The sequence below is a fragment of the Streptomyces sp. MS19 genome, from assembly GCF_047200595.1.
Taxonomy (GTDB): Bacteria; Actinomycetota; Actinomycetes; order Streptomycetales; family Streptomycetaceae; genus Streptomyces.
Window position 1 is genome coordinate 123709 of record NZ_JBJZOH010000001.1, and the last position, 15568, is coordinate 139276.

Sequence of the window (15568 nt, forward strand, 5' to 3'; positions counted from 1 at the left end):
GCGCGGCGGCCGGAAGGCGGGAGGAGGACGGGCGGGGTCAGAGCGCCTTGACCGTGCCGCCGTCGATGAGGTGGTCGGCGCCCGTGATGTTCCCGGCGACGCCGGACAGGAGGAAGACGATCAGGGCCGCCACCTCGGGCGGAGGGGCGCCACCCGGGTCGGGTGGCGCCCCTCGGGATACCTCAGGCGGGCCGGTGCGGGCCCGGCCTACGGGTAGTTGGCGACGTACTGGACCTGGTTGGCCAGGTTCGCCGTTCCCCCTGTGTCGTTGATGACGCGGTTGATGGTGCCGACGCCGCCGAGCGACACGGACACGAGCCCGTGGAACCGCACGCCCGGTTTGTCGGGCACTTCGAAGCTGCGCGCCGCCGTGACGGCGGGGTTGGAGTTGAAGAAGCAGTAGCTGCCGAGACCCCACGCCTCATGGGTGTTCACGGAGTCGGCGACCTTGTAGGCCGCGTACCCCTGCGTGGAACCGTTCATCCAGGCGGCCTGGTCGGGCGGGTCGTACGGCATCTCGTTCTGGTAGAAGTACGTCCTGCCGCGCTCGCCGTTCCAGATCGTCTGGTACTTCTGGTAGTGCTCGACGAACAGGCCGTACATCGTGACGTCGTCGCCGTTCACGATCAGGCCCTGGTCGGCCGTGTTGGTGTTCCAGCCGATCCCCGCGCCATGGTCGCCGCGCCACAGCCACAGGTGGTCGCCGATGACGTCGTCGCTGTTGACGGTGAGGCTCGTCGTCGCCCGGCCCGCGTGCGCGCCGCCGATGCGGAAGAACACGTCGTGCAGCGACGTCGGGTTGGCCGAGTGGTCGGCCGACGAGCCGGGCGGGCCGACCTCCATCAGGTTGGCCGAATTGTTCGGCCCGGCGTCGATGAACAGGCCGGCGACCTTCACGCCGTCCACGTCGGCGACCGAGACGGCCGTCGCGCCGGTGTCCGGGACGAGGGTGGCGAGGCCCAGGCCGAGGACGACCGTGTTCGGGTTCGTGACGCGGATGGTCTCCGACAGGTGGTGGATGCCGGGCGTGAAGAGGAGGTGCTTGTTCTGCGCCAGCGCGGCGTTGATCGTCGCGGTGGGCGTGCCGGGCTGGACCACGAAGAAGTCGGCGAGGGAGACGGAGGAGCCGGGCGCGTTGCCGTTCGACCAGCTGGTGCCGACCGCGTTGCGCCGGACGGCCGGGACGAAGACGTTGTACTCGCCCGCGCCGTTGACGTACAGGAACGGCTTCTCCCGGACGACCGGCGTCTGGCCGACGACGGTGTGCGAGGGGTTCGGGAAGTTCTGCGGCGGGGTGCCGGTCGAGCCGACGAACACCATGTTCCACACGGAGCCGGTCCAGGAGCCCAGCTCGCTGTTGCGGGTCAGCCACTGCTGCTGCGAACCGGACTGCACGAAGCCGTCGATCTTGGTGTCCGCGAGCAGGCCGCCGCTCGCCCAGCCGTCGCCGCCGTTCCACAGCTGCGTGCCGATGCCGCGCAGGTGCATGCGGCGGTACGGGGCGGCCTGCGAGACGGCCCAGCGCTCGACCTGGTTGGCGGGCAGGGTGACGGAGAAGTTCTCCGCGCCGCGCCAGAAGTTCTGCGTGGCGTTGCCCAGGTTGTCCGGGTTGTCGCCCTGCGACAGCCAGTCGGCCTCGACGCGGACGTGCCCGTTGATGTTGACGTCGTCCGGGTTCAGGCCGAGGCCGGCGACCTGGGTGTAGAAGCCGACCGGGACGTCCAGGTTGTAGTTGCCCGGCTTGAAGAGGAACGCGTGGCGCTGCTCGCCGAACTGGTTGGTGTGCTGCTGGTCGTAGACGGTGTTGATGCGGCTCTGGATCGTGGACGCGGGCGTGGACGGGTCGTACACGTACACGTTCGGGCCCAGGTCGGGGTTGCGCGGGTCGGTCGGCGGGACGGTCGGGCCGCTGCCGCCGTCCACGGTGCCGTAGACCTGGAACTCCCAGAGCGAGTAGCCGTACCCGGTGGCGCGCTGGGTGCCGTAGACGCGGACGTAGCGGCCGGTGCCGGTGACGTTCAGGGTCTCGATGCCGCCGGTCCCGGCGGTGGTGGTGTGGACCGTGGTCCAGCTGGAGCCGTTGGCGGAGACCTCGACGCGGTAGGCCCGCCCGTACGCCGCCTCCCAGTTGAGGACGACCTGGCTGAGCGTCGCGGTGCTGCCGAGGTCCACCTGTATCCACTGCGGGTCGCTGAACGCGCTGGCCCAGCGGGTCCCGGTGTCGCCGTCCACGGCGGCCGAGGCGGGCGTGCCGCCGTTCTCCGTGGACGAGGCGGTGACGGTCCTGCCCTGGGAGAGCAGGGTGGGCGCGGCCTCGGCCGTGGTGGCGGGGGCGACGAGCAGCCCGGCCGCGACCAGCAGGACGGCCCACAGCATGGCGGCCCGTGAGCGCCGCCAGCTCGGTCGGTATCTGCCCGGTGGATGTGCCGAAAGGGATGTCATGGCGTCTCCTGGTGGGGGGCGGAAGCGGGTGAACACAGGGAGAGAGCGCTCTCTCAGGCCATCGCCAGGAGTGTTGTTGCGGCCCCGTTTCGTGTCAAGGAGCTGAACGGACCGGAACCGCGCGGCAGTCGGCGCTCCGGACGTTCAGCCTGGTGAACGTGTTCCGGATCTCGGGTGGGCCCGTTCAAGACGTGGACACGTCAGGTCTAGACCTGAACGATGGGAGGCCCCACCGACGCCCCCCACCGACGGAGGTCGGCCCCTTGGACAGGCGACAACTCCTCACCACCGCCGCGCTCATCGCGGCGGCACCCGCCGTACCGCTCGTCACGGCGGCCCCCGCACACGCCGCCCCCTCCCCCACGCTGCCGTCCCGCGCGGCGATCGTGTCCGTGCTGCGCCGCGTCGCGGACCACTGGATCGGCGCGCACACCGACCCGGGCGACAACCGCTGGGCGCGCGCGACGTTCTTCAGCGGCCTGACGACCCTGCACCGGCTCACCGGCGAGCCCCGCTACCTCGCGTACGCGCGCCGCTGGGCGGAGCGGCACGCGTACGGGCTCAACGGCGGCGTGACCACCCGTCACGCCGACAACCACAACGCGGGCCAGGCCTACCTCGACCTGTACGAGGCCGAGCCCGAGCCGGCGAAGATCACCGCCATCGAGGATTCGCTCCGGCGCATGGTCTACACCGACCGGCCGCAGAAGAACGACGACTGGTGGTGGGACGACGCCCTGCACATGGCGATGCCGCCCTTCGCCCGCATCGGGCGGCTGCGGGGCGACACGCGCTTCTGGGACAAGCTGTACTCCCTCCACCACCACACCAAGCGCGTCCAGGGCGGGCCAGGCCTGTACGCCCCCTCGCAGGGCGGCCTGTGGTACCGCGACGACCGGTTCCTGCCCGGCGGCATCCTCTCGCCGAACGGGCGGCCCGTGCTGTGGTCGCGCGGCAACGGCTGGGTGGCGGCGGGGCACGTGAAGACGCTGAAGACGCTGCCCGCGACCGCCGCGCACGTCCCGGAGTACCGCGACACGCTGGCGCAACTGGTCCGCGCGCTGCGGCCGGTGCAGCGCGCGGACGGCTTCTGGAACGTGAACCTGGCCGACCCCGCGCATCTGCCGGGTCCCGAGACGAGCGGCACGGCGTTCTTCGCGTACGGGACGGGGTACGCCGTGGCGGCGGGCCTCGTGGACCGCGCGACGTACCTGCCGGTGGCGGCGCGGGCGTGGAACGGGCTCGTGGCCACGGCGGTCCACCCGGACGGCTTCCTCGGCTACGTGCAGAACGTGGGCGACCGCCCGGAGTCCAGCCAGCCGGTCACGTACGAGAGCACGGCGGACTTCGGCGTCGGCGCGTTCCTCCTGGCGGGCACGGAACTGGCGGCGCTCGCCACCTGACCGCCCGCCCCGGCACACCGCGCCCCCGGTGTCAGGCGGCGGGGGCGCGAGGTGCGGGCCGCGTGGGCGGCGGAAGGGGAGGGCTGACCGGGGCGGCGGCGCCTCAGGCCGGTTCGAGCACGCCCTCGATGCCGCGCCCGGCCCGCACGAAGGCGGGGAACTCGCCCGGTCCGCAGACGACCTCGCGCCAGCCGGGCCCGCGCTGCGGCGCGCCGCCGAGCAGCGGCAGCCACTCCCCCTCCGGCACCCACACGTTCCTGCGTCCGCCCGGTTCGAGGACGGGTGCGACGAGGATGTCGGGCCCGAGGAGGTACTGGAGGTCGGCGTCGCGGGCGGCCCGGTCGCCCGGGTACGCGAGCGGCATCGGGCGCATCAGCGGCAGCCCGTCAGCCGACCTGACCAGGTAGCGGCGCATGCGGTGGCGCAGGCGGCACGCGGCGATGGCGGCCGACCTGGCGGGCTCGGGGTAGGCGGTCGGCTCGCGCCTGCCCACGCCGTGGAAGCGCATGAGGGGCGTGAACGCGGCCAGCTGCGCCCAGCGCCCGTACAGTTCCGGCTCGACGTCGGCGAAGGCCCCGTCCGGCGTCATGTGTGCGCGCAGCACGGCCGCCCGTTCGTACGCGGCGGGCGTCCAGAAGCCGCCTCCGTCGTGGCTGACGGCGGAGCAGCCGCTGAGGGACATCGACAGCACGGCGCGCAGCGTCGAGACGAGGCCGCTCCACGTGGAGGGCAGGTCACCCGCCCAGTGCGCCGCGTCGCGCTGCGAACCTGCCGTGCCCGAGCGGGCGACGGGCACGAAGTCCCCGCCCCTGGCGCGCAGTCCGGCCTCGCGGACGGCCCGCTGGTAGAGCAGGCCGTAGCTGTTGCGGCGCTCGGTGCCGCGCGTGCCGTCGGCGAAGACGGCCTCGTCGGGGATCTCCTCGCCGAAGTCGGCGAGGACGGCCGAGTTGCCCTCCTCGCGCAGTACGGCGGTGAGGCGTTCGACCCACCACTCGTGGGCGTCCGGGTTCGTGAAGTCCACCGGCAGCGAGTCCGGGTTGTCGGCGGTGGCGGCGGGGCGGCCGTGGATGTCGTGCACGAGGAAGCCGCGCCGCGCCGCCTCGCCGGCCACGGGCGTGCCGCGCTTCAGGTACGGGTTGATCCACAGGCTGGCGCGGACGCCCCGGTCGGTGAGGGCGCGGGTCCAGCCCGCCGGGAAGCGGGCGCGGTCGGGCGGCGCGGTCCAGGCGGCGTCGGTGAGGACGTTCTCGTCGAGCCACTCGTCGACGTGGACGACGTCCACCGGGCAGTCGGCCGCCCGCAGTTCGTCCACGGTCCGCACGACCTCGTCGGCGGTGAAGTAGGACGACCGGCTCATCCACACGCCGTACGCCCACTCGGGCATGTCGAGGGAGTGGCCGGTGAGGGCGAGGTAGCGGCTCAGGACGGTGGGCGCGTCGCCCAGGATGAGGAAGAGGTCCAGCTCGTCGCCGCGCACCTCGATGCGGGCGGCCTCCGAGTGCGTGGCGCCGAGGTCGGCGGCGACGGGCCCGCCGGTGTTCGCGAACATCCCCCAGCCCGCGTCGGACCACAGGAACGGGATGTTCAGGTACGCGGAGTCGCGCCCGGCCGCGCGGTCCTCCTCGACGTTGCGCAGACTGCGGCGGCGGCCGCGCAGGTTGATGCCCTGGTAGCTCTCGCCGCCGCCGTAGACGCCCGCGTCCGGCGCGAGGTGGATCGTCTCCACCCACCCGGCGGGCTTGCCCGGCTCGGGTTCGAGGTACCCGGCGCGGAACGGGACGGTCGCGCCCTCGTGCTCGGAGAAGCGCGTCCATGGACCGAGGCGCAGCCCCTGCGGCGCCGCCTGCTGGGGCGGCAGCTTCCCGGTGGTGCCCTCGTCCCACTCCGCGCGGACGCCGGGCCCGGTGATCACGGTGCCGCCCGGCACGCGGCGCAGCTCCGCCGGGCGGTGCGGCAGGTCCGTCAGCATCGGGGACGCGCCCCGCGGCCCGGGGTCGGCGCCGCTCGGGCTGACCAGCCGCAGCCGCAGCACGCCCGGCAGCGGCACGGTGCAGGAGAAGCGCACCGAACGGCCCGAGGCGAGGGTGACCCGGAGGAATTCGCGGTCGGCGGCCGGTTCCGCCGCGACGTAGGGGTCCGTGCGTGGCGTCATCGGCGGCGAGTACCCGGGGCGCGGGGTGCGTAACGGGGCCGCCGCGTGGCCGAGGGCGCGCGCGGCGGGCGGACGCGCACGTCACCCATGGTGGCGGGGCCCCTGGGTAGATGCATTCGGGTACCGGCGCCCGTCCCTCCCGCACGGCGTCCGCCCGGGGGTGGCCGCGCGTGCCGACAATGTGCGCCGCCGGGACCGGTGCCGGTGCCGGTGAGGGACTGCGGAGAAGGGCTGAAGGGGGCGAGATGCTGACCGAGGTTTTGCTGGTGTTCGTCGCGCTGGCGCTGACGCTGGTGTGCGCGGTGTTCGTGGCGGCGGAGTTCTCGCTCACCACGGTGGAGCGTGGCGAGCTGGAACGGGCGGAGGCCGAGGGCCTCAAGGGCGCGGCGGGCGCGCTGCGGGCGGTGAAGGCGCTGACGCTCCAGCTGTCCGGGGCGCAGCTCGGCATCACGGTGACGTCGCTGGTCATCGGCATGCTGGCCGAGCCGTCGCTGGCCGCGCTGCTGCGCGGGCCGCTGCGGTCGCTCGGCCTGCCGGAGGGGCTGGCGTCCACGCTGGCGGTGGCCCTGGGCGTCGGGCTCTCGACGGTGGTGCTGATGGTGATCGGCGAGCTGGTGCCGAAGAACTGGGCGATCTCCAGCCCGCTGCGGATCGCGCGCGCGGTCGCCGGGCCGCAGCGCGCGTTCACCCACGCGTTCGGCCCCTTCATCCGGCACCTGAACAACACCGCCAACCGCCTCGTGCGCCGTCTCGGCCTCGAACCGACGGAGGAGCTGGCCTCGGCCCGCACGCCCCAGGAGCTGGTCGCGCTGGCGCGGCACTCGGCGGCCGAGGGCGTGCTGCCGTCCGACTCGGCCGAGCTGTTCGTCCGCACGCTGCACCTCGGCGACCTGACGGCGGAGAACGTGATGACGCCCCGCGTCGACGTGCACGCCCTGGCCGCCACCGCCACCGCGTCCGACGCGGCGAACCTCACCGTGGCGACCGGCCTGTCCCGCTTCCCCGTCTACGACGACGGGCTGGACGACATCGTCGGCGTCGTCCACATCAAGGACGTCCTCGCCCTGGACGACGGCGAACGCGCGGACACGCCGGTGTCCCGGCTGCTGACCGAGCCGCCGCTCGTGCCGGACACCCTCCCAGTGGACCGCCTGCTGGAGCGGCTGCGCGGCACGCGGTCGATGGCGGTCGTCGTGGACGAGTACGGCGGCACGGCCGGGGTCGTCACGCTGGAGGACATCGTCGAGGAGGTCGTCGGCGAGGTCAGGGACGAGCACGACCCGGACGAGGACCCCGACCTGGCACCGGCCGGCGAGGGCCGCTGGGAGGCGGAGGGCAGGGCCCGCGTCGACCAGCTCGCCGCCCTCGGACTACGGGTCCCGGAGGGGCCCTACGAAACGGTGGCCGGGCTGATCGCGACGCGCCTGGAGCGCATCCCGGAGGAGGGCGACGTGGTGGCGGTGGACGGCTGGCGGCTGGACGTCCTGGTCGTGACCAGGCACCGCGCGGAACGGGTCCTGATCACGGCGCCCGAGCCCGGCCGGGAGGACGGCGACGGCACGGGCGGGGAGGCGGACCGGTGACCCTCGTACAGCTCGCCGTCGGCGTCCTCACCCTCGTCACGAACGCGTTCTTCGTCGGCGCCGAGTTCTCCCTGATCTCGGTGCGCCGCGACCAGATCGAGCCGCGCGCCGAGAACGGCGAGCGGCGCGCCCGTACCGTCCTGTGGGCACTGCGGCACCTCTCGCAGATGCTCGCCGCCGCGCAGCTCGGCGTCACCATGTCGTCGCTGGTCCTCGGCGCGGTGGCCGAGCCCGCGATAGCCCACCTGCTGGAGCCCGCCTTCGAGGCGGTCGGCATGCCGGCCGGGCTCGGGCACACGGTCGCGTTCGCCCTCGCGCTGACGCTCGCGACATACGCCCACATGCTGTTCGGCGAGATGGTGCCGAAGAACATCGCGCTGGCCGCGCCCGAGCGGTCCGTGCTGCTGCTCGCTCCCCCGCTGGTGGCGCTGACGCGCGCGCTGAAGCCGGTGATCTTCGGCATCAACGCGCTGGCCAACGGCATACTGCGGCTGCTGCGCGTCGAGCCCAGGAACGAGGTGGCGTCCGTCTTCACCGACGCGGAGCTGGCCCGGCTGGTGCGCGACTCGTCCGACGCCGGGCTGCTCCCGCCGGACGAGGGCGACCGGCTGCGGGACGCGCTGGCGCTGGGCAGCCGGGCGGTGGCCGAGGTCATGGTGCCGCTGGCGCGCATGAGGACCGTGGACCACCGGGTGACGCCCCGGCGGCTGGAGCGCGCGTCGGCCGCGTCCGGCTTCTCGCGCTTCCCGGTGACCGGCCCCGGCAACCAGGTCCTCGGCTTCCTGCACGTGAAGGACGCGCTGGAGCAGGCGGAGCGCGACCGGCCGTTCCCGCGCGAGGCCCTGCACCCGGTGGTGCGCGTGCGGCTGGACACGCCGCTGGACGACGCGCTGACGGCGATGCGCGGCACGGTCACGCACCTGGCGGCCGTGATCAGCAGGCAGGGGAGGCTGCTCGGCTTCGTGACCATGGAGGACGTGCTGGTCGAGCTGGTCGGCCCGCCCGCGCCGCGTCCGGCGGGGGATCAGCGGGCGGCCTGATTGGGGCGCGCGAGCGTCGGGTACGCGGCAGACGCGACAAAAGGGGTGATCCCCAGGACGTACCCAAGGAGGCCGAGCATGGCGAAGCCGAACCCGATCGAGGTGCAGAAGGCCCTCAAGGGCATCAGCTACCCGGCGGACAAGTCCGACCTGGCCCGGCAGGCGAAGAAGAACCACGCCGACCGGGGCCTCGTGCAGCGTATGGAGTCGCTGAAGGACGACACCTTCGAGCGGCCGAGCGACGTGCAGAAGTCGCTGTTCGACTGACGCGCGCCCGAGGCGGACCCGGGACGCGCCGCCACCCCTTCCGTGCGGCGGCGCTCTCCCGGCCCGCCTCCCCGCCCCCGCCGCCCCACGGGCGGCGGGGGTTTTCGGCGTGCCTCCCCGGCGCGCGTGGCGACGCCCCCGGCGGGAGGGCCGGGGGCGTCGTGGTGCAGAGGGTTCAGGCCACCGGTGTCAGCTCGGCGGCGCGAGGCGCGGGGACCGCCGCCTCCACGGGCGCCACCGTCGCGGACGGCCTGCGCCGCGCGTGCAGGAGCATGCCGGCCGTGGAGGCGCCCGCGATCACGACGCCGCCGAGGACCAGGGCGCCGCGCGGTCCCATGACCTCCATCAGGACGCCGATGGCGGGCGGCCCGACGAGGCCCCAGCCGGTGCTCAGGCTGCGCCACACGCCCAGGACACGGCCCCGCATGTGCTCGGGCGGGTCGGTCTGGAGCACGGTGGCCCCGGCAGTGTCGGACAGGGACTCCACGGCGGCCATGGGCAGCACCAGCAGGATCAGCAGGCCCAGGGACGGGGACAGACCGGCGGCGATCTGGAGCACGGCGCCGGTGGCGGCCATGGCGGCGACCAGGCGGACCGAGGGCCGCTGGAGCACGCCCGCCGCGAGGGCGCCGACGATGCCGCCGACGGCCAGGACCGTCGCGACCGAGCCGAACGACCCGGCGCCGCCCGCCAGCGGGCCCGTCACCAGGACGGCGAGGGTCAGGCCGTAGTTCCGGCCGAAGACGGCGCTCAGGGCGGTGACGGCCGCCAGGGCGACCAGCCGGGGGCGGCCCAGGAAGAACCGCAGGCCCTCGCGCGGGTCCGCGCTCACGCGCGGCGCCGGGGCCGGGGCCGGGGCGGGCCCGGCGGCGGGCGCGGACGGCTCGGTCTCCGGCCGCTCCGCGAGCCGCAGGAACGGGATCACGGCGGCGACGAAGAGGAACGACAGGCCGTTCGCGACGAACGCGGACGCCGTGCCCGCCAGCGCCACGGCGACACCGGCCGTGGCCGTGCCCGCGAGGCGGCCGACGCTGTGCACGGCCGAGCCCAGGGCGATGGCCGAGGGGACGTCCTCCCGGCGCACCAGGTCGTTGCCGAGCAGGGAGCAGGCCGGGCCGTCCACGGTCGCGACGATGCCGGTGACGGCGGACAGCGCCAGCAGCGTGGGCACGTTCAGCATGCCGAACGCCACCATGGCGGCCGTCGTGAAGGCGACCAGGCCGAGCGCCGCCTGGCTGACGGCGGCCGTCAGCTTGCGCGGCCACGCGTCCACGGCGGCGCCGCCGACCAGGCCGAGGAGCAGCCCGGGGCCCGCCTGGACGGCCAGGGACAGCCCGGTCATGGCGGCGGAGCCCGTGACCTCCAGGACCAGCAGGTTCTGCACGGTGAGCTGCATCCACGTGCCGAGGTTGGAGAACAGGTTGGCCAGCGACCACCAGCGCATGCTGGGGTACCGGAGGCAGCGCCACGGGCTGCGGTCGCCGGTGCGCGGGGCGCGCGGGCGGGCCGGGACGAGGGAAGGCATCAGGGGTCACCTGGGAGGGGGGACGGCTCCCGGTGCCGGGCGACGTCGCACCGCCGGAAGCGATGCCCACCATGCAGGGCGGCGCCCGCGCCGGGGAAGACCAAGATCGTCCCGGCGCGGGCGCCGCCGCCGTCACTCCGTGCGGCACAAGGGCTGCGGGCCCCGCGTGCCGTTGCTCACACGCCCCCGCGAGGGGGCGGGGGTCAGGGCCGCAGGACGACCTTCACCGCGTCCTTGTGCTGGAACATGTCGTAGGCGAGCGTCGCGTCGTCGAGGGCCATGTGGTGCGTGGCGAAGTCGTCCACGCCCAGCGGGTCGTCGGCGCCGAGCAGCGGCAGGATCTCGGGGACCCAGCGCTTGACGTTCGCCTGGCCCATGCGCAGCTGGATCTGCTTGTCGAAGAGGCGCAGCATCGGCATCGGGTCGGCCATGCCGCCGTAGACGCCGCTCAGCGAGATGGTGCCGCCGCGCCGCACCATGTCGATGGCCAGGTTGAGCGCAGCGAGCCGGTCCACGCCCGCCTTCTGCGCCAGCTTCTCCGCCATCCGCTCCGGGAGCAGCCCGGGGAGCGACTGCGCCAGGCGGCCCGCGCCGCTGCCGTGCGCCTCCATGCCCACGGCGTCGATCACGGCGTCGGGGCCACGGCCGCCGGTGCGCTCGCGGACGGTCTGGGCGATGTCGGAGTGCTGCGTGAGGTCGAGGCCCTCGGCGCCGCGCGCCATGACGCGGGCGAGCCGCTCCGGGACGAGGTCGATGCCGATGACCTGGCCCGCGCCCTGGTGGGTGGCGATGCGGCAGCACATGTCGCCGATGGGCCCGAGGCCGAGGACGGCGACGCTGCCCCCGGGCGGGATGTCGGCGTACCGGACGGCCTGCCAGGCGGTGGGCAGGACGTCGGAGAGGAACAGGTAGCGGTCGTCGGGGACGTCGTCGGGGACCTTGACCGGCCCGTACTGGGCCTGCGGGACGCGCAGGTACTCGGCCTGGGCGCCGGGCACGGCCCCGTACAGCTTGGTGTAGCCGAAGAGGGCGGCGCCGCTGCCGTACTCGGTCACCTGGGTCGTCTCGCACTGGCTCTGGAGTCCCTGGCGGCACATCCAGCAGGCGCCGCAGGCGATGCCGAACGGGATGACGACGCGGTCGCCCGGCTCCAGCGCGGTCACGTCGCGCCCGGTCTCCTCCACGACGCCCATCGGCTCGTGGCCGAGGATGTCGCCGGGGTTCATGAACGGCGCGAGCACTTCGTAGAGGTGCAGGTCGGAGCCGCACAGTCCGGTGGAGGTGACGCGGATCACCGCGTCCGTGGGCGCCTGGATGACCGGGTCGGGCACCTCGTCGACCCTGACGTCTCGCTTGCCGTGCCACACCGCCGCCTTCATTCCGGCTCACCTCCGTGGGGGGACTCCTTGCGGCCCGTGTACCCCGATTCGCGGCTTTCGCCCCTGCGGCGGCGCGGTCAGTGGCCGCCCTGGGACCTGACGGTGCCGTCGCCGACGTCGCGGTTGCCCTCGTGCCGCGCCTGGTCGCGGTCCGACACGCCCGGGTGGTGCAGTTCGAAGGCGGGCGACTCGGAGCGGATGCGGGGCAGGGCGGTGAAGTTGTGCCGGGGCGGCGGGCAGGAGGTGGCCCACTCCAGGGAGCGGCCCCAGCCCCAGGGGTCGTCCTCGGTGACGCGGGGTGCGTGGCGGGCGGTGTGCCAGACGTTGTAGAGGAACGGGAGGGTGCTGAGGCCGAGGAGGAAGGCGCCGATGGTGGAGATCGTGTTGAGGGTGGTGAAGCCGTCGGCGGCGAGGTAGTCGGCGTAGCGGCGGGGCATGCCCTCGGCACCGAGCCAGTGGTGGACGAGGAACGTGCCGTGGAAGCCGGTGAAGAGCGTCCAGAAGTGGATCTTGCCGAGCCGTTCGTCCAGCATCTTCCCGGTGATCTTCGGCCACCAGAAGTGGAATCCGGCGAACATGGCGAAGACCACCGTGCCGAAGACGACGTAGTGGAAGTGCCCGACGACGAAGTACGAGTCGGTGACGTGGAAGTCCAGCGGCGGCGAGGCGAGGAGGACGCCGGTCAGGCCGCCGAAGAGAAACGTCACGAGGAAGCCGACGGACCACAGCATCGGCGTCTCGAAGGACAGCGAGCCCTTCATCATGGTGCCGATCCAGTTGAAGAACTTCACGCCGGTGGGCACGGCGATCAGGAACGACAGCATGGAGAAGAACGGCAGCAGCACCGCGCCGGTCGCGAACATGTGGTGGGCCCACACCGTCATCGACAGTCCGGTGATGGCGATGGTCGCGCCGACGAGGCCGATGTAGCCGAAGACCGGTTTGCGGCTGAACACCGGGAGGATCTCCGTGATGATGCCGAAGAACGGCAGCGCGATGATGTAGACCTCCGGGTGGCCGAAGAACCAGAAGAGGTGCTGCCACAGCAGGGCGCCGCCGTTCGCCGCGTCGTAGATGCGCGCGCCGAGGAGGCGGTCGGCGGCGAGCGCGAAGAGCGCGGCGGCCAGGACGGGGAAGGCCATCAGCACCAGGACGCTGGTCAGCAGCGTGTTCCAGGTGAAGATCGGCATGCGGAACATCGTCATGCCGGGGGCGCGCATGCAGATGATCGTGGCGATGAAGTTGACCGCGCCGAAGATCGTGCCGAAGCCGGAGAAGGCGAGGCCCATGACCCACATGTCGGCGCCGAAGCCCGGTGTGTGGACGGAGTTGCTGAGCGGGGAGTACGCGAACCAGCCGAAGCTGGCCGCGCCGGACGGGGTCAGCAGCGAGGCGACGACGAGCAGCCCGCCGAACGTGAACAGCCAGTAGCTCAGCATGTTCAGCCGGGGGAAGGCGACGTCGGGGGCGCCGATCTGGAGGGGCATGATCGCGTTGGCGAAGCCGACGAACAGCGGGGTCGCGAACAGCAGCATCATGATCGTGCCGTGCAGGGTGAACGCCTGGTTGTACTGCTCCTTGCTGAGCAGTTGCAGCCCGGGGCGGGCGAGTTCGGCGCGCATGGCCATCGCGAGCAGTCCGGCGAACAGGAAGAACGCGAAGGATGTGACGAAGTACAGCTTGGCGATCTCCTTGTGGTCCGTCGTCGTCAGCCAGTTGACGGCGCGGCGTCCGGCGCCGGTGGGCCGGTGTGCCTCCGGGGCCCTCGTCTCCGGTGGGGTGAGCGTCGCCATGTCCCGGGTCCTTTCGCGTGGTCAGCGGCCGTTCTACCGTCGCTGGGCCGCGCGGCCCGGGTTTGACTCGTTCGTGGGCGTGGCCGGTACGGGTGCGTACGGCGTGCGCCCGCGTCGCGCGCCTCCTGGCGGGCGGACGCCTCGGATTCCCGCTCCGCGGCTGACGCGACGAGGGACGCCGGGCCGTGCGGGATGCCGCCGGGGCCGAGGTGCCGCGCGCCTCCCGCGCGGCACGGCGTCCGTGCCGGCGCGGTGGGCGGGCCCGGCGTGTCAGGCGAGTTCCGAGTAGCCGAACAACTCGGCGTAGCCGGACGGGAGCTGGCTGAGCAGCTTGTTCATCTCGCCGCCGCTGACGCGCTCGGATATGGCCGAGAAGACGTTGCGGGTGTCGGTCTCCGCCGTGTCGCGGTCCTCGCCGGTGTGCAGCGCGACCTGCTGGATGAACTCCTCGACGCCCCACGGGCGGCCCTCGTCGGAGGCGTCCGCGGCGTCTTCGAGGAGTCCCGCGACCGGCTGGGGCAGCTGGTCGGCGAGGTGCTGGGACGAGGGCTGCGGGAGCCGTTCGCCCAGGGTCCTGACGACGGCGTCGACGGCGGTCGCGGCCTCCTCGTCGGGGTAGTCGCCGCTCGCTCTGACGCTGCTGAGGAAGTCTCCGTACGTCATGGTCGGGCTGCCTTTCTGGATCTCCGTGCGTCTGCTGGATGCCCCCGGCGATGCGGTGGCGGGTTTCCCTCCCGGGCGCGGGGAAACCATCCGCCGCGAATGTCCGAGATGTGGCGATTGCGAAGTACAGGCAGACTGAGGAGGAACGTCCCACCGGCTCCCGTGGCGAGCGCAGAGCGGAACGCACGCCCCCGCACCTGGGAGAGCAGATGAACACTCCCGCACATCCCCCTCATCCCGGGTCCGTCACCGAGTCCCCCGGTAGCGGGCCGTCCAATCCTCCGCAGGCGGCGGACGCCACGAACGGCGGCGCCACACCCGCCGCCCCCGCCCCGGCGCCCCCCGCCGGGACGCCCCGCAGGCGCGGCCGCCACCCGCACGACGACGCCCCCGATACCCGGCGGCAGTTCGAACGCATCGCCGAGCTGCCGCCCTGCCCCGAACGCGACCGGCTGCTGCGCGAGGTGGTGTGCGCCTGGATTCCCATGGCGGACCGCCTGGCGCGCACGTTCCGCGACCGCGGCGAGTCCCTTGAGGACCTGGAGCAGGTCGCCGCGCTCGGCCTCGTCAAGGCGGTGCAGCGGTACGACCCCAGCCGGGGCCGCCCGTTCGAGAGCTACGCGGTGCCGACGATCGTCGGCGAGGTCAAGCGGCACTTCCGCGACCACATGTGGGGCCTGCACGTCCCGCGCCGCACCCAGGAGCTGCGCAACCGCGTCCGCGCCGCCGCCCGCCAGCTCACGTACCGGCTGGACGACCGCGGCCCGAGCGTCGAGCAGATCGCCGAGCACGCGGGGCTCACCGAGGACGAGGTGCGCACCGGCCTCGAAGCCCTGGAGAGCTACAGCACGCTGTCGCTCAACGCCGACCTGCCGGGCTCGGACGGCGACTACTCGCTGCTCGACACCCTGGGCGAGCCGGAGCCCGGCTTCGACATGGTGGTGGACCGCGAGTCGGTGCGCTCCCCGCTGCGGGAGCTGCCGGAGCGCGAGCGGGAGATCCTCTACCTGCGGTTCTTCCACGGGATGACGCAGAGCCGCATCGCGCGGCACCTCGGCATCTCGCAGATGCACGTGTCGCGGCTGCTGAGCCGGGCGTGCGAGAGCGTGCGGGAGCAGGTGGAGGGCACCGGCGAGGCCGCTCCCGGCGCCACCGCTGCCGCCGCGGGAAAGGCAGCCCGCAAGGCCGCGCGGAAGAAGACCGCGGCGGCCGGGCGCGCCGCGCGTACGGCCGTACAGGGCACCGTACGGATGGACGGGCCGCCGTCCGGGCCGCGTCCGGCCGGGCGCGCCGCCGCGTGAAGCCTCCGGGGCGGGGAAGA

11 protein-coding genes and 1 pseudogene are annotated in these 15568 nt (G+C 73.4%); 5 read left to right on the plus strand and 7 right to left on the minus strand.

What is annotated here, in order from left to right:
* Positions 1 to 37: 37 nt before the first annotated feature.
* Both ACL02R_RS00550 and ACL02R_RS00555 read right to left on the minus strand, forming a co-directional pair.
* Positions 38 to 142: pseudogene (locus ACL02R_RS00550) on the minus strand (3-oxoacyl-ACP reductase); the annotation flags it as partial.
* Between the two features lie 65 nt (positions 143 to 207).
* Complete coding sequence (locus ACL02R_RS00555; RefSeq protein ID WP_412794783.1) at positions 208 to 2376, minus strand: discoidin domain-containing protein; 2169 nt, start codon at positions 2374 to 2376, stop codon at positions 208 to 210.
* 329 nt (positions 2377 to 2705) lie between these two features.
* Here ACL02R_RS00555 and ACL02R_RS00560 point away from each other — a divergent pair, with 329 nt between their 5' ends.
* Positions 2706 to 3845, plus strand: coding sequence for a glycoside hydrolase family 88 protein (locus ACL02R_RS00560; protein ID WP_412794784.1), 1140 nt, complete (start codon positions 2706 to 2708; stop codon positions 3843 to 3845).
* A gap of 103 nt (positions 3846 to 3948) precedes the next feature.
* Here the strand turns inward: ACL02R_RS00560 and ACL02R_RS00565 are convergent, their stop codons facing one another.
* Entirely contained in the window at positions 3949 to 5997 is a 2049-nt protein-coding gene (locus ACL02R_RS00565; protein ID WP_412794785.1) for a glycoside hydrolase family 31 protein, read from the minus strand.
* Positions 5998 to 6245: 248 nt separating this feature from the next.
* Between ACL02R_RS00565 and ACL02R_RS00570 the strand changes: the two genes are divergently transcribed.
* The 3 genes from ACL02R_RS00570 (at position 6246) to ACL02R_RS00580 (ending at position 8887) form a co-directional block, all read left to right on the plus strand.
* A complete protein-coding gene (locus tag ACL02R_RS00570; RefSeq protein ID WP_412795154.1) occupies positions 6246 to 7580 on the plus strand; it encodes a hemolysin family protein in 1335 nt (444 codons plus the stop codon).
* Positions 7577 to 8620 (plus strand): hemolysin family protein, encoded by a 1044-nt coding sequence (locus tag ACL02R_RS00575; RefSeq protein WP_412794786.1) that lies wholly within the window; start codon positions 7577 to 7579, stop codon positions 8618 to 8620. The genes ACL02R_RS00570 and ACL02R_RS00575 overlap by 4 nt, the downstream gene beginning before the upstream one ends.
* A gap of 78 nt (positions 8621 to 8698) precedes the next feature.
* Positions 8699 to 8887 carry a DUF2795 domain-containing protein gene (locus tag ACL02R_RS00580; protein ID WP_362962339.1) on the plus strand — a complete coding sequence of 63 codons (189 nt, stop codon included), beginning with the start codon at positions 8699 to 8701 and terminating at the stop codon, positions 8885 to 8887.
* A 175-nt stretch (positions 8888 to 9062) separates the two neighbouring features.
* On the opposite strand, the gene ACL02R_RS00585 is transcribed toward ACL02R_RS00580, so the two are convergent.
* The 4 genes from ACL02R_RS00585 to ACL02R_RS00600 all read right to left on the minus strand — a co-directional run bounded on the left by ACL02R_RS00585 (position 9063) and on the right by ACL02R_RS00600 (position 14247).
* Positions 9063 to 10412, minus strand: coding sequence for an MFS transporter (locus ACL02R_RS00585; RefSeq protein WP_412794787.1), 1350 nt, complete (start codon positions 10410 to 10412; stop codon positions 9063 to 9065).
* Positions 10413 to 10615: 203 nt separating this feature from the next.
* Positions 10616 to 11791 (minus strand): zinc-dependent alcohol dehydrogenase, encoded by a 1176-nt coding sequence (locus ACL02R_RS00590; RefSeq protein WP_412794788.1) that lies wholly within the window; start codon positions 11789 to 11791, stop codon positions 10616 to 10618.
* Between the two features lie 77 nt (positions 11792 to 11868).
* Positions 11869 to 13584, minus strand: a complete 1716-nt coding sequence (ctaD, locus tag ACL02R_RS00595) for a cytochrome c oxidase subunit I (RefSeq protein ID WP_412794789.1) — start codon at positions 13582 to 13584, stop codon at positions 11869 to 11871.
* Between the two features lie 270 nt (positions 13585 to 13854).
* The gene (locus ACL02R_RS00600) at positions 13855 to 14247 is read right to left on the minus strand and encodes a DUF2267 domain-containing protein (protein WP_412794790.1); all 393 of its coding nucleotides are present in this window, start codon (positions 14245 to 14247) and stop codon (positions 13855 to 13857) included.
* A 209-nt stretch (positions 14248 to 14456) separates the two neighbouring features.
* Between ACL02R_RS00600 and ACL02R_RS00605 the strand changes: the two genes are divergently transcribed.
* On the plus strand, positions 14457 to 15548 hold the full coding sequence (locus ACL02R_RS00605) for a SigB/SigF/SigG family RNA polymerase sigma factor (protein WP_412794791.1): 1092 nt from the start codon (positions 14457 to 14459) through the stop codon (positions 15546 to 15548).
* Positions 15549 to 15568: the final 20 nt, after the last annotated feature.

Bases quoted from the DNA above. Each gene is read 5' to 3' on its own strand.
- ACL02R_RS00555 (WP_412794783.1), bottom strand. From the start codon at position 2,376: ATGCTGTGGGCCGTCCTGCTGGTCGCGGCCGGGCTGCTCGTCGCCCCC.
- ACL02R_RS00565 (WP_412794785.1), bottom strand. From the start codon at position 5,997: ATGACGCCACGCACGGACCCCTACGTCGCGGCGGAACCGGCCGCCGAC.
- ACL02R_RS00580 (WP_362962339.1), top strand. From the start codon at position 8,699: ATGGCGAAGCCGAACCCGATCGAGGTGCAGAAGGCCCTCAAGGGCATC.
- ACL02R_RS00585 (WP_412794787.1), bottom strand. From the start codon at position 10,412: ATGCCTTCCCTCGTCCCGGCCCGCCCGCGCGCCCCGCGCACCGGCGAC.
- ACL02R_RS00590 (WP_412794788.1), bottom strand. From the start codon at position 11,791: ATGAAGGCGGCGGTGTGGCACGGCAAGCGAGACGTCAGGGTCGACGAG.
- ctaD (WP_412794789.1), bottom strand. From the start codon at position 13,584: ATGGCGACGCTCACCCCACCGGAGACGAGGGCCCCGGAGGCACACCGG.
- ACL02R_RS00600 (WP_412794790.1), bottom strand. From the start codon at position 14,247: ATGACGTACGGAGACTTCCTCAGCAGCGTCAGAGCGAGCGGCGACTAC.
- ACL02R_RS00605 (WP_412794791.1), top strand. From the start codon at position 14,457: ATGAACACTCCCGCACATCCCCCTCATCCCGGGTCCGTCACCGAGTCC.